9 protein-coding genes are annotated in these 12,504 nt (G+C 70.7%); 5 read left to right on the forward strand and 4 right to left on the reverse strand.

What is annotated here, in order from left to right:
* Positions 1 to 75: 75 nt before the first annotated feature.
* Positions 76 to 1,113 (reverse strand): N-acetyl-gamma-glutamyl-phosphate reductase, encoded by a 1,038-nt coding sequence (gene argC, locus FB381_RS13150; RefSeq protein WP_246088093.1) that lies wholly within the window; start codon positions 1,111 to 1,113, stop codon positions 76 to 78.
* A gap of 87 nt (positions 1,114 to 1,200) precedes the next feature.
* Between argC and FB381_RS13155 the strand changes: the two genes are divergently transcribed.
* The 4 genes from FB381_RS13155 to FB381_RS13170 all read left to right on the forward strand — a co-directional run bounded on the left by FB381_RS13155 (position 1,201) and on the right by FB381_RS13170 (position 4,496).
* Entirely contained in the window at positions 1,201 to 2,028 is an 828-nt protein-coding gene (locus tag FB381_RS13155) for a maleylpyruvate isomerase family mycothiol-dependent enzyme (protein WP_141780700.1), read from the forward strand.
* A 9-nt stretch (positions 2,029 to 2,037) separates the two neighbouring features.
* A complete protein-coding gene (locus FB381_RS13160; RefSeq protein ID WP_141780701.1) occupies positions 2,038 to 2,592 on the forward strand; it encodes an LOG family protein in 555 nt (184 codons plus the stop codon).
* A 67-nt stretch (positions 2,593 to 2,659) separates the two neighbouring features.
* Positions 2,660 to 3,676: an ATP-binding cassette domain-containing protein gene (locus tag FB381_RS13165; RefSeq protein ID WP_141780702.1), complete on the forward strand. Its 1,017-nt coding sequence runs from the start codon at positions 2,660 to 2,662 to the stop codon at positions 3,674 to 3,676.
* A 1-nt stretch (position 3,677) separates the two neighbouring features.
* The gene (locus FB381_RS13170; RefSeq protein WP_141780703.1) at positions 3,678 to 4,496 is read left to right on the forward strand and encodes an ABC transporter permease; all 819 of its coding nucleotides are present in this window, start codon (positions 3,678 to 3,680) and stop codon (positions 4,494 to 4,496) included.
* 5 nt (positions 4,497 to 4,501) lie between these two features.
* Here the strand turns inward: FB381_RS13170 and FB381_RS13175 are convergent, their stop codons facing one another.
* Positions 4,502 to 7,477 carry an ATP-binding protein gene (locus tag FB381_RS13175; RefSeq protein WP_211352419.1) on the reverse strand — a complete coding sequence of 992 codons (2,976 nt, stop codon included), beginning with the start codon at positions 7,475 to 7,477 and terminating at the stop codon, positions 4,502 to 4,504.
* A gap of 179 nt (positions 7,478 to 7,656) precedes the next feature.
* On the opposite strand from FB381_RS13175, the gene FB381_RS13180 reads away from it, so the two are divergent.
* The gene (locus tag FB381_RS13180; RefSeq protein WP_211352420.1) at positions 7,657 to 8,685 is read left to right on the forward strand and encodes a threonine aldolase family protein; all 1,029 of its coding nucleotides are present in this window, start codon (positions 7,657 to 7,659) and stop codon (positions 8,683 to 8,685) included.
* 121 nt (positions 8,686 to 8,806) lie between these two features.
* On the opposite strand, the gene pheT is transcribed toward FB381_RS13180, so the two are convergent.
* Both pheT and pheS read right to left on the reverse strand, forming a co-directional pair.
* The gene (gene pheT / locus FB381_RS13185) at positions 8,807 to 11,299 is read right to left on the reverse strand and encodes a phenylalanine--tRNA ligase subunit beta (protein WP_141780705.1); all 2,493 of its coding nucleotides are present in this window, start codon (positions 11,297 to 11,299) and stop codon (positions 8,807 to 8,809) included.
* Positions 11,296 to 12,402 (reverse strand): phenylalanine--tRNA ligase subunit alpha, encoded by a 1,107-nt coding sequence (gene pheS, locus FB381_RS13190; RefSeq protein ID WP_141780706.1) that lies wholly within the window; start codon positions 12,400 to 12,402, stop codon positions 11,296 to 11,298. The genes pheT and pheS overlap by 4 nt, the downstream gene beginning before the upstream one ends.
* Between the last annotated feature and the right edge of the window lie 102 nt (positions 12,403 to 12,504).

Below are 12,504 nucleotides of genomic sequence, written 5' to 3' on the forward strand. Positions count from 1 at the left end.
CCGCCTCCGTAGCGCAAGCGCCAATGTACGGACGCGGCGACATGATGATCTCGATGTTCACTCGCTGGCGCTCGCTCACGGGGCCATCCCCACGGTAGACAACCCGGCGGTCTCGTCGAGGCCGAGCGCGAGGTTCATGCACTGGATCGCTCCCCCGGCGGTGCCCTTGGCGAGGTTGTCCTCCGCGCCGACGGCCACCAGACGGCCGGCGGCCTCGTCGATGGTCACCTGGAGGTGGACCGCGTTGGAGCCCAGCACCGCCTGGGTCTGGGGCCACTGCCCCTCGGGGAGCAGGTGGACGAACGGCTCCTCGCCGTAGGCCTTCTCGTAGACCGCTCGGGCGTCGGCCGCGCTCACGCCGTCGGCCAGCTTGGCCGAGCAGGTGGCCAGGATGCCGCGCGGCATCGGAACCAGCACCGGGGTGAAGGAGACCGACACCTCGCCGTCGACCAGGCCGGAGAGGTTCTGGACGATCTCCGGGGCGTGCCGGTGCACACCGCCGACGCCGTAGGCGCTGACGTTGCCCATGATCTCCGCGCCGATCAGGTGCGGCTTGGACGACTTGCCCGCGCCGCTGCTGCCCGTCGCGGCGACCACGACGACCTCGGGCTCGACGATGCCGGCCGCGACGGCAGGAGCCAGGGCGAGCGTGGAGACCGTCGGGAAGCAGCCCGGCACCGCGATCCTGCTGGCGGCGGCCAGCTTCGCGCGCTGCTCGGGCAGCTCGGGCAGACCGTAGGGCCAGGTGCCGGCATGGTCGGTGCCGTAGAACTTGGCCCACACCTCCGGGTCGGCGAGCCGGTAGTCGGCGCCGCAGTCGATCACGACCACGTCGTCGGGAAGAGCGGCCGCGATCGGACCGGACTCACCGTGCGGGAGAGCCAGGAAGACCACGTCGTGGCCGGACAGGGTCTCCGTGGTGGTCGGCTCGACCACTCGGTCGGCCAGCGGAAGCAGGTGGGGCTGCAGGCTCCCCAGGGTCTTGCCCGCGCTGGAGGCCGCGGTCAGGGCGCCGATCTCCACCTCGGGGTGGGCCAGCAGCAGCCTGAGCAGCTCACCTCCGGCATATCCACTGGCGCCGGCGACGGCGACACGCTTCTTCGTCATATGCATGATCATACGGTGCTCTGCATGCCACCCGCAAGCGGGGTCGGGATAAACCGGAGGAGACTGTCGGCGCTCGCCTCTAGTCTTCGGTTCATGACCCGCCTCTCCCCTGCCGCATACCTCGACCACATCAGGTCGGAGTCGGCTCTCTTCCGCGCCGCGCTCGCCGACACCGATCCCGCCACGCCCGTCCCGACCGCCCCGGGCTGGACCGCCGCCGACCTGCTGTGGCACGTCGCCGGCGAGGTGCAGCACTTCTGGACGTACGTCTTGGAGACCCGCCCCGCCGCGCCGACCGAGGAGACCTACGACGAGCCTGAGCGGCCCGCCGAGGCGACCTACCAGCAGCTGCTCGGCCACTTCGACGAGATCAACGCGAAGTTCGTCACCACCCTCGAGCAGGCCGCCCCTGAGGAGCCCGCCTGGTCGTGGTCCGCCGACCAGACCGCCGGTTTCACCTATCGTCGCCAGGCGCAGGAGATCCTCATCCACCGCCTCGACGCCGAGCTCACCGCTGGCGCCCTGACGCCGGTCGACCCGGCACTCGCCGCCGACGGCATCGAGGAGTTCCTCGACATCTTCATCGGCGGCAAGCCCTCCTGGGCGAGCTTCACCGGCGGCGACCACTTCGTGCGCGTGGACGCCGTCGACACCGACACCCAAACCTGGGTGCAGCTCGGCGTCGTCTCCGGCACCCGCCCCGAGGGCGAGCGCGTCGAGAACGAGCCCGACATCGATGTGGTGCCGCACGACCAGATCAAGCCCGGCACCGAGCCCGACGTCGTCATCGAAGGCACCGCCGCAGACCTCGACGCGTGGCTGTGGCGCCGGCGCGACGACAAGGACATCCAGGTCACCGGCGAGAAGGACATCTACGACCGCTTCCGCGCGTTGACCAACCAGCCGATCAACGACGACTAGCCTCGGCCCATGATCAAGCACCTAGCGGTATTTCTCGGGTCCCGCGACGGCAACGATCCCGCGCTCTCCCGACAGGCCTACGAGGTGGGCAAGGGGCTGGCCGAGCGCGGGGTCGAGCTGGTCTACGGGGCGGGCGGTGGCGGCCTGATGGGGCAGATCTCCCAGGGCGCCATCGACGGCGGCGGCAAGATCTTCGGAGTGATCCCGAGGTTCATGGTCGAGCGGGAGTGGGGCCGCCTCGAAGGCGCGCCGGGGATGCAGACGATCGTGGTCGACTCCATGCACGAGCGCAAGGCGATGATGGCCGAGCGTGCCGACGCATTTCTCGCGCTCCCCGGCGGCATCGGCACCCTCGAGGAGCTCTTCGAGGTCTGGACCTGGCAGACCCTCTCGCTCCACGGCAAACCGGTCGGCCTCTTCAACATCGACGGCTTCTGGGATCCGCTCGTCGAGATGATGGACCGCATCGGCGAGGCCGGCTTCATGCACGGTGCGGCGAAGGACAACGTCGTGATCGGCGACGAGCTCGACGACGTGCTCGCCCGTCTCGACGCGGCCCGCTGAAACCGGGCCCGGAGCGATGAAACCGCGGTGAAGGCGGTCTGAAACCGCTGCCCCTCACCGTGGGAGCATGACAACCACCACCGAACTGGCCGTATCGGCCTCAGGTCTGGTCAAGACCTTCGGAGACTTCACCGCTGTCGACGGGATCGACCTCGAGATCCGCCGCGGCGAGGTCTTCGGCGTGCTCGGCCCCAACGGCGCCGGCAAGACCACGACCCTCAAGATGCTCGCCACCCTGCTTCCGATCGACGCCGGCGAGGCGGAGATCTTCGGGGTCGACGTGAAGGCCAACCCGCATCAGATCCGTCAGCTCGTCGGCGTCACGGGGCAGTACGCCTCGGTCGACGAGAACCTCACCGCCACCGAGAACCTCGTGCTCTTCGGCCGCCTGCTGGGCATGTCCGGCAAGGCCGCCCGAGCGGCCTCGGAGGAGCTGTTGGAGTCCTTCGGTCTCCAGGAGGCAGCCAAGCGTCAGATCTCGAAATTCTCCGGCGGCATGCGCCGCCGTCTCGACCTGGCCGCCTCGCTCCTGTCCCGTCCCCCGCTGATCTTCCTCGACGAGCCGACAACCGGCCTGGACCCGCGCACCCGCGGCCAGATGTGGGACACGATCCGCACCTTGGTCGCCGGCGGATCCACCGTGCTGCTGACCACGCAGTACCTCGACGAGGCCGACCAGCTCGCCGACCGGATCGCGGTCATCGACCGCGGCGTCAAGGTCGCCGAGGGCACCTCGGAGCAGCTCAAAACCTCCGTCGGCAGCTCCACCCTGCACCTTCGGCTGAGCGAGAAGACGCAGGTGGCCACCGCCGCCGCGGTCGTCGAGAAGGTCACCGGCGACGTGCCGGTGCTCACCCCCGAGGCCGGCGGCGTCAATGTGCCGCTCGCCGATGCCGACCGGGCCGCCGACGTACTCATCGGTCTGCGTCATGCCGACATCTCCATCACCACCGCCAACGTGCAGCAGCCGACACTCGACGAGGTCTTCCTCGCCCTGACCGGTCACGGCACCGAGAGTTCCGAGGAGCCGACCGGCGACCACACCGAGATCCACACCGACATCCACACCGAGGAGGTGGCCTGAGATGGCTGCACTGATCTCCACGTACGCCGTCGCCGACCGCCCGCTCAAGACCCACCCCGGCGTGGGCGAGACGGTCGCCCAGACCTTCACCATGGCCCGGCGCGCGCTGATCAAGATGATGCGCAACCCCGAGCAGTTCTTCGACGTCACGATCCAGCCGTTGCTGTTCACCGCGATGTTCGCCTACATCTTCGGCGGGGCGATCTCCGGCGACGTGAAGGCCTACCTGCCGACCATCATCACCGGCATCCTGGCCCAGACCGCACTGACCGCGTCGATGGCCCGCGGCACCCAGCTACGCGAGGACATGGACAAGGGCGTCTTCGACCGCTTCAAGGCGCTCCCGATCGCCCGGATCGCGCCGCTGGCCGGCCCCGCGGTCGCCGACCTGCTGCGCTACGGGATCGCCGCGACCCTCACGATCCTGACCGGGCTGCTGATGGGCTACCGCCCCGGTGGCGGCGTCGGCGGCGTGCTCGCCGGCTGGGCGCTGACCATCTTCGCGGGCTGGTCGCTGAGCTGGATCTTCACCTGGCTCGGCACGGTGCTGAAGACCGCGGGCGGGGTGCAGGGCCTGGGCATGATGATCATGTTCCCGTTGACCTTCCTCTCCCCCGCGTTCGTGCCGAAGGAGACGATGCCGACCTGGCTGCAGCACTTCGTCGACGTCAACCCGGTCACCTTGGTCATCAACGCGACCCGCGACCTGATGAACGCCGGCGACCTCACCCTGAGCGTCGTGTGGGCCGTGGTCGGCTGCGCGGTCGTCGTCGCGATCTTCGCGCCGATCTCGGTGTGGAGCTACAGCAAGAAGCTCTGACCGCCTCAGCTCAGCCGCGAGATGACGCCGCGGGCCTCGTCCATGAGGGCGAGGCCGCGGCGTTCTCCGTACTCCTGCGACACCTTTTCGAGCATGCCGGGCGCGAGCCGCTCGGCATCGGCGGTCGCGAGCTCCCAGCGCATCTCGAGCGAGGATCGGGAGTAGCCGAACCGGTCGGCGAGCACGAGCAGTCGCACCGCGTCCTCCCGCGCCAGCGCATCGCGCAGCAGCCCCCACAGCCCGACGGCGAGGAGCAGCATGCCGGTCACCGGGCAGTCCTGCGACCTGCGGTCCTGGGCCATGATCCGTGGTGCCTTCGCGACGAGATCCTCGAACAGGTCGGTGGCCTGCAGCCCCTCGTCGTGGCGGGCATGGCTGGCGACGGCGACCGCCTCGGACGCGATCCGCCACGGCAGCAGGTCGGCGTCGTCCTCGAATCCTGGGAACGGCATCTCGCTCATCGTCACCGCCACCTCGCGGGTCAACGCCAGGCCCTCGGCGACCCGGCCCTCGGCCAGCAGCAGCTGAGCCCGGGCGGCGTGGACCGATCCTCGGGACCCGAGGCCGCTGCGGGGCTGCTCGGCGATGATGGCCTCCAGGATCTCGGCGGCCTCGTCGAGCCGGCCCTGCTCCACGGCGTACGTCACCAAGATCGTGTGGGTCTGGACTAGGTCGTCGTCGGCGCCGAGCCGGCGCAGGACCGGGATGGCCTCGCCGGCATGAGCGGCCGCCTCATCGAGACGACCGAGCTGGGCGTAGAGACCGCTGAGCTGGGCGTGGAGCATCGCCCGCGACCAGGGCCCGCCCGCGGTGCCGGTCAGGCGCAGTGCCTCCTTGCCCGCGGCGATCGCGCCCTCGGGGTCACCGAGGTTCTCCCGCTCGTGGCTGAGGAAGGTGAACGCGCGTGCGCGCACCTCGGGGTCGGGGTCGGCGATGACCCCGGCCAGCGCTTCCTCCAGCTGGCCGCCGGGGCCAGAGTGCACGACGCTCTCCGCCATCGCCCGCATGACCGTGAGCATGGTCTCGAGCTGACGGTCGCCGGAGTCGGAGCCGATCCGGTCGAGGATGCCCACCAGCCGCGCCAGTCCCGACCCGCCGGTGACCGCAGCGCCGAAGAGGAGCAGCGCCAGGACGAGCCGGGTCTTCTCCAGCAGCTCGGCCGGTGGTTCCCACTCGTCGACCAGGTCGGCGACCGGCCCCGCCAGCATGATCACCCGGTGGTGCTCGCCGGCGACGGTCCAGAACACGCCCAGCGCACAGAAGAGGCGCACCACCGACTCGGGCTCGTCCTCGACCAGCACCTGGCGCAGGACGTCGGCCAGGTTGCTCTCCTCGGCCCGCAGCGCGTCCATCGCCTCGAACTGATCCGGGGAGTAGATCCGCGCCACGTTGATGTCTGCGAAGCCCCGCGCCCAGGACCGCTGTGCCGCGCGGGCGGCCACGTCTTCGTCCGCGTCGGCCAGACGCATCCGGCCGAACTCGCGCACGGTCTCGAGCATGCGGTAGCGGACGCCGAGCTGCGCGTCGACGACGGTCAGCAGCGACTGGTCGACGAGCTCCTCGATCGCCTCCAGCGCGTCGCTGCCGAGCATCGCCTCGGCGGCTTCGAGCGTGAACCCGTCGTGGAAGAGCGAGAGCCAGCGCATCGCGCGCCGCTCCCGCTCGGTGAGGAGGTTCCAGGACCAGTCGATGACGGCCACGAGCGTCTGGTGGCGGTCGGGCGCGTTGCGGTCGCCTCCGCGCAGCAGGACGAACCGGTCGGAGAGCCGCCGGGCGATGTCGTCGACCGACATCGCGCGCACCTTGACCGCGGCCAGCTCGATCGCCAGGGGCAGGCCGTCGAGCCGGGTCACGATCTCATCGACCCGCGGCTCGGCCAGATGCACCCCGGGCCGCGCGGCGACGGCGCGACGCCGGAACAGCTCGCTGCCGTCGTACGTCCCGAGCCGGCCGAGCGGGTAGACCCGCTCCGCCCCAACGGCGAGCGGGCTGCGGGAGGTGGTCAGCACGGTCAGGTCACGCATCGTCGCGACCAGGAAGGCGACCAGGTCGGCGACGGCGGCCACGATGTGCTCGCAGTTGTCGAGCACGAGCAGCGTGGGTGGTCCGTCGAGCTGCTGGGCGATCCGCGAGCGTACGTCGGCACGCTGCTCGGGCGTGAGCCGGTCGCGTCCGGCCACGGAGTCACGTACGCCGAGGGCGGAGCCCACCTCGCCGGTGAGGTCGTCGGGCGAGGTCACGCCGACCAGCTCGACGAAGTGCACGACCGGCTGCTCGGCGCGGTGCGCGAGCACCTGTGCCAGGCTGGTCTTGCCCAGCCCGCCGGGCCCGAGGATCGTGACGACCCGCGAGCTCTTGAGCAGCGCGGCGATCTCGGCGCTGTCCTGTTCGCGGCCGATCAGCACGTCGGCGTCATGGCGCAGCCCCGAGCGCACCGGTCGGTCGCGCGCGAGCAGCTCGGCATGGAGTGCGCGCAGCCGCGGGCTCGGGTCGACGCCCAGGCCGTCGGCCAGCGCGGTGCGGTAGGCCTCGAACCGCTCGAGCGCCGCCGGCGCACCGTGCACCGCGGCGACCGCTCGCAGCACCGCTTCGGTGACCTCCTCGTCGGAGTCGGTGCGCTCGAGCCGTTCGAGCAGCGGAAGCGCCTCGGCATACCGCTTCTCCGCGGCGAGCCGGAGCGCCTCCGGGCGCAGCGACCAGGCGTCGACCTCGGCGGCGGCCAGGCTGAGCCGATAGCCCCGCGGCGTACGCTCGATCGCTGCCGCGTCGGTCGCCGTCCGCGCGCGCGAGACCACGACCTGGAGCGCCTTCGACGGATGCGCCGGCACCGCGTCGACGCCCCAGACATCCTCGACCAGAGCGGCCTCCGACGCACCTCGCGGACCGGCCTCGACCAGCGCGCGCAGCAGTGCCCGGGTGCGTTCGCCGGCTACCGGCGCACCGCCCCAGGTGACCTCGTCGAGCACACTCAGCGTCGTCACAGCCACCATTCTGTCATAGCGATATATCGCGTACGTTCGAGATAGCCCGCTCACGGCGAGTAACACGTCGTTCGTAGGGCTACTCGCCCCATTAGATAGGGCGGGTAGTGCTCCGAACAACGTGTTACTCCACCGCTGGCCGCCGAGGCGCGCGCACGACGGCACGCCAGAATGGGCCCGTGACCATCGAACTTCGCTCTGACAACGCCGCCTCCGTCTCCCCCTCGATCCTGGAGGCGATGGCCGCCGCCAACTCCGGGTCCGCGCTCGCCTACGGCGGCGACGAGGTGACCGCGAGGCTCGAGGAGCATGTGCGGGAGGTCTTCGAGCATCCGACGGCCCGGGTCTTCCCCGTGCTGAGCGGCACTGCTGCCAACGCCCTCTCGCTCTCCGCACTGACGCCGCCGTGGGGCGCGGTCGTATGCCACGAGAGCGCACACATCCTGACCAGCGAGGGCGGCGCGACCTCCCTGCTCAGCGCCGGAGCGGTCATGACCGGGGTCGCCGGCGAGGGCTACAAGGTGGCCGCGCCGGCGCTTCGCACCCACCTGGACGGCGTACGCTGGGGCGACCCGCACCACTCCCAGCCGTCCGTCCTGTCGCTGACCTCCCCGTCGGACCACGGCACCGTCTACTCGGCCGCGGAGATCTCCGAGCTCGCCGCGATCGCGCGGGAGCGTGGGTTGCGGGTGCACCTGGACGGCGCCCGCTTCGCCAACGCCGTCGTGGCCACGGGGTCGGCGCCGGCCGACCTCACCTGGCGGGCCGGCGTCGACGTGCTCTCCCTGGGCGCGACCAAGAACGGTGCGCTCTCGGCCGAGGCGATCGTCTGTTTCACCGACGGGCCCGCCGACGAGCTCGTCTACCGCACCAAGCGCAGCGGCCACGTCACCTCGAAGATGCGCTACCAGTCGGCCCAGCTGATCGCCTACCTCACCGACGACCTCTGGCTGCGCAACGCCCGCAACGCCAACGAGCGGATGGGCGAGCTCGCCGCAGGGCTGGAGTCGCTCGGCATCGAGCTCGTGGCGCGGCCGGCGGTCAACATGGTCTTCGTACGCCTCGACCCACTCCTCGCCGATGCCCTCGAGGCTGCGGGCGTGCTCTTCTACCGCCTCGATGGTCTGGCCCGGTTCGTCACCTCGTGGCAGACCTCGGCAGACGACATCGCGACTGCGCTGGCGGCGGTGCGGTCGGCGCTGGGCTGAGGAGACTTCCCGCCATGGCGGGATAGTGGAGCCCACCGCCCCGCACACCCCCATCCAGACCCGTACGCAACGACGCCCTCCTGCCGCAGCAGGAGGGCGTCGTCGATGTCGGCCGAACGGGTCAGGAGCGCTGGCTGGCTCCGGTGACCTCGGCGGCCCGAGCCACGGCTGCCTCACGTGCGGCTGCGGTCTCCTCCGCCTTCAGGGTGCGGTCGACGGCACGGAAGCGCAGGGCGAACGTGAGCGACTTCTTGCCCTCACCGACCTGGTCGCCTTCGTAGACGTCGAAGAGCCGCACCGTCTCGAGCAGCTCGCCGGCCCCCTCACGCAGCGCCGCCTCGACGGCCGCGACGGTGACGTCGGAGGAGACGATCAGCGCGACGTCCTCCTTCGCCACCGGCATGGTCGAGAAGCTCGGGCCGGCCGCGGTGCCGGACACCTTCGAGGTCAGCAGGTCGAGGTCGATCTCGACCGCCGCCGCGCGAGCGGGCAGCCCGAACGCCTTGCACACCTTGGGGTGCAGCTCGCCGGCGTGGCCGAGCTCGACACCGTCGACGCGGATCACCGCGCAGCGACCCGGGTGCCAGGGCGCCCGCGACGCCGAGGCCACCTCGACCGCGAGACCGAGATCGGCGCCCAGGCGGCGTACGACCTCGATGGCGTCGGCCCAGCCCGCTGTCTCGGCCGAACCCCACCAGCCACCCCGCGTACGCTCCCCGGCGAGCACCGTGGCGAGGTGCAGCGGCTGGTGCGGGATCGCAGCGAGGAGCTTCTCGAGCTCCTCCTCCGACGGGCGTCGGTCGACGCCGTAGATCGGCGCGGCCTGGTCGGCCGGGAAGGCGACGGTCGCGGTCTCGAAGAGAGAGACCCCGTCCTGACCTCGGGAGATGTTACGGGCCGCGACCTTCAGGAGCCCCGGCAGGAGCGTCGTGGTGTAGGCCGGCTCCTCGTTGCTCAACGGGTTGGCCAGCTTCACGGTGTGACGCAGCGCGTCGTCAGCCGGCAGCCCGAGCCGGTCGAAGTCGGCGTCGCCGACGAACGGGAAGTCGACGACCTCGACGAGCCCGGCCCCGGCCAGGACACGCCCGATGCGACGGCGCAGCTGCTGGGCACGGGTCAGCCCGCCACCGGTCGCGCGGCGCGGCAGCACCGAGGGCACCTTGTCGTAGCCGACGATCCTGGCGACCTCCTCGACCAGGTCGTAGGGGTCGTTGAGGTCGACACGGTAGGTCGGCACGGTGACGGTCAGGGAGTCACCGGCGGCGACGACCCTCGCGCCGATCAGCTCGAGAGACTTCACGACGGTCGCCTCGTCGACGTCGAGCCCGGTGATCCGCTTCGGGAGCGAGACCGGGATCGTGATCGTCTTCAGCGGCGCCCGTGTCTCCGGCGACGACATCGGGCCCACCTCGGAGACGCCGTCGGCGGTGCCGCCGCCGTGCTCGAGCAGCAGCTCGACCACACGCTGGGCGGCGGCCGGCGGCAGCAACGGGTCGACACCGCGCTCGAAGCGCTTGGACGCCTCCGAGGGCAGCTTGTGGCGCTTCTGCGAGCGGAAGACGGTGGTCGGGTCGAAGTGAGCCGCCTCGACCACGATGTCGGTCGTCGTCTCGGAGATCTCCGTCGACGCACCGCCCATCACACCGGCGATACCGATCGGGCCGGAGTCGTCGGTGATCAGCAGGTCTTCGGCCGAGAGCACCCGGGCGACGTCGTCGAGCGTGGTGATCTTCTCGCCCTCGCTCGCCCGTCGCACCACGATGTCGCCGGACAGCTTGGCCCGGTCGTAGCAGTGCGTCGGCTGGCCGAGCTCCATCATCACGTAGTTGGAGACGTCGACGGCCAGCGAGATCGAACGTACGCCGGTGGCCTCGAGCCGCTTCTTGATGAAGTCGGGCGTCGGCGCGGCCGGGTCGAACCCGGTGATCCCCCGGGTGACGAAGTAGTCGCAGGCATCGTCGGCCAGACGCACCGGGTAGCCCGAGCCGTCGGCGATCGGTGCCTCGACCTGAGCCGGGTCGGCGAAGGGCACGTCGAACCCGAGCGCGGCCTCGCGCGCGATCCCGCGCAGCGAGAGGGCGTAGGCCCGGTCGGGGTTGATCTCGAACTCGATGATCTCCTCACCGAGACCGAGCACCTCGCGGGCGTCGGTGCCAGGAGCCGGAGCATCGGCCGGGAGCACGATGATGCCGTCGGCCTCCTCCCCCAGCCCGAGCTCGCGGGCGGAGCAGATCATGCCGGCGCTCATGTGGCCGTAGGTCTTGCGCGCCGAGATCTCGAAGTTGCCGGGCAGCACACCGCCGGGCAGGATCACCACGACGTTGTCGCCGGGCTTGAAGTTGCGCGCGCCGCAGACGATGCCCTGCGGCTCACCGGTGCCGTTGGCGTCGCCGACGTCGACCGAGCACCAGTTGATGACCTTGCCGTTCTTCTGCGGCTCGGGCTCCTGGGTGAGCACCTTGCCCACCACGAGCGGGCCCTCGATGCCGGCGCCGGAGGTCTCGATCGCCTCCAGCTTGAGGCCGAGCGCGGTCAGCCGGTCGGTGATCTCCTCGATGCCGAGATCCTCGGGCAGCGAGACGTACTCCTTGATCCAGGAGAGGGGGGCTTTCACAGTTCACTCCCGAATGCAGTGGTGAGCCGGACGTCACCCTCGAAGAGGGTGCGCAGGTCGGACAGGCCGGTGCGGAACATCAGCGTGCGGTCGATGCCCATCCCGAAGGCGAAGCCGGAGTAGCGCTCCGGGTCGACGCCGCAGGCGACCAGGACGCGCGGGTTCACGATCCCGCAGCCGCCCCACTCGATCCAGCCCTCGCCCTTGCAGGTGCGGCAGACGACCCCGTCGATCACCTGCGCGCCACGGCAGACGAAGCAGGTCAGGTCGACCTCGGCCGACGGCTCGGTGAAGGGGAAGTAGGACGGCCGGAACCGGGTCACGATGCCCTCGCCGAACATCTGGGTGGCGAAGTGGTCCAGCGTGCCCTTGAGGTGGGCCATCGAGATGCCCTCGTCGATGGCGAGGCCCTCGACCTGGTGGAACATCGGCGAGTGGGTCGCGTCGTACTCGTCGGCACGGAAGACCCGCCCCGGCGCCACCACGTAGATCGGCGGCTCCTGGGTGAGCATCGTGCGGGCCTGGACCGGCGAGGTCTGGGTGCGCAGCACCAGGTGGTTCTCGACGGGATCGGTCCAGATCGTGTCCTGCGTGGTGCGCGCCGGGTGGTCCGGGCCCAGGTTGAGCGCGTCGAAGTTGAGCCACTCGGCCTCGATGAGCGGACCCTCGGCGACCTCCCACCCCATCGCGACGAAGATGTCGGCGATCATCTCGGCACCGGTGGTCAGCGGGTGCCGTCCACCGACCGGGAAGCGGTCGGTCGGGAGCGTCACGTCGACGGTCTCCTCGACCAGCATCCGCGCCTCGTGCTCCTCCTCGAGCACCGCCTGCCGCTTGGCGAAGGCCTGGTTGACCGCGCCTCGCGCCTTGCCGACCCGCTGGCCGGCCTCCTTGCGCGCCGCCGGCGGCAGCGCGCCGATCTCACGGTTGGCCAGAGCCAGCGGCGAGCGGTCGCCGGCATGGTCGAGCCGTGTCTGCTTGAGCTCCTCGAGGCTGCTGGCGGCGTCGATGGCCTTCAGCGCGGCGTCGCGCGCGGCCTCGACTTCCTCAGCCTTCAAGGGGGTGACCTCTACCGGGTCGTAGTCGGTGTTGGGACCGGACATCACTGGCTTTCGTCGCTGGATATGACGTCGCTGAACAAGACGTTGGGACGACAGTCTAGGAAGCCGGTACGCCCCCGGGCGAACCGGTTGCCGACACGCGGT

Origin of the sequence: Nocardioides albertanoniae, assembly GCF_006716315.1 — a bacterium.
Taxonomy (GTDB): domain Bacteria; phylum Actinomycetota; class Actinomycetes; order Propionibacteriales; family Nocardioidaceae; genus Nocardioides; species Nocardioides albertanoniae.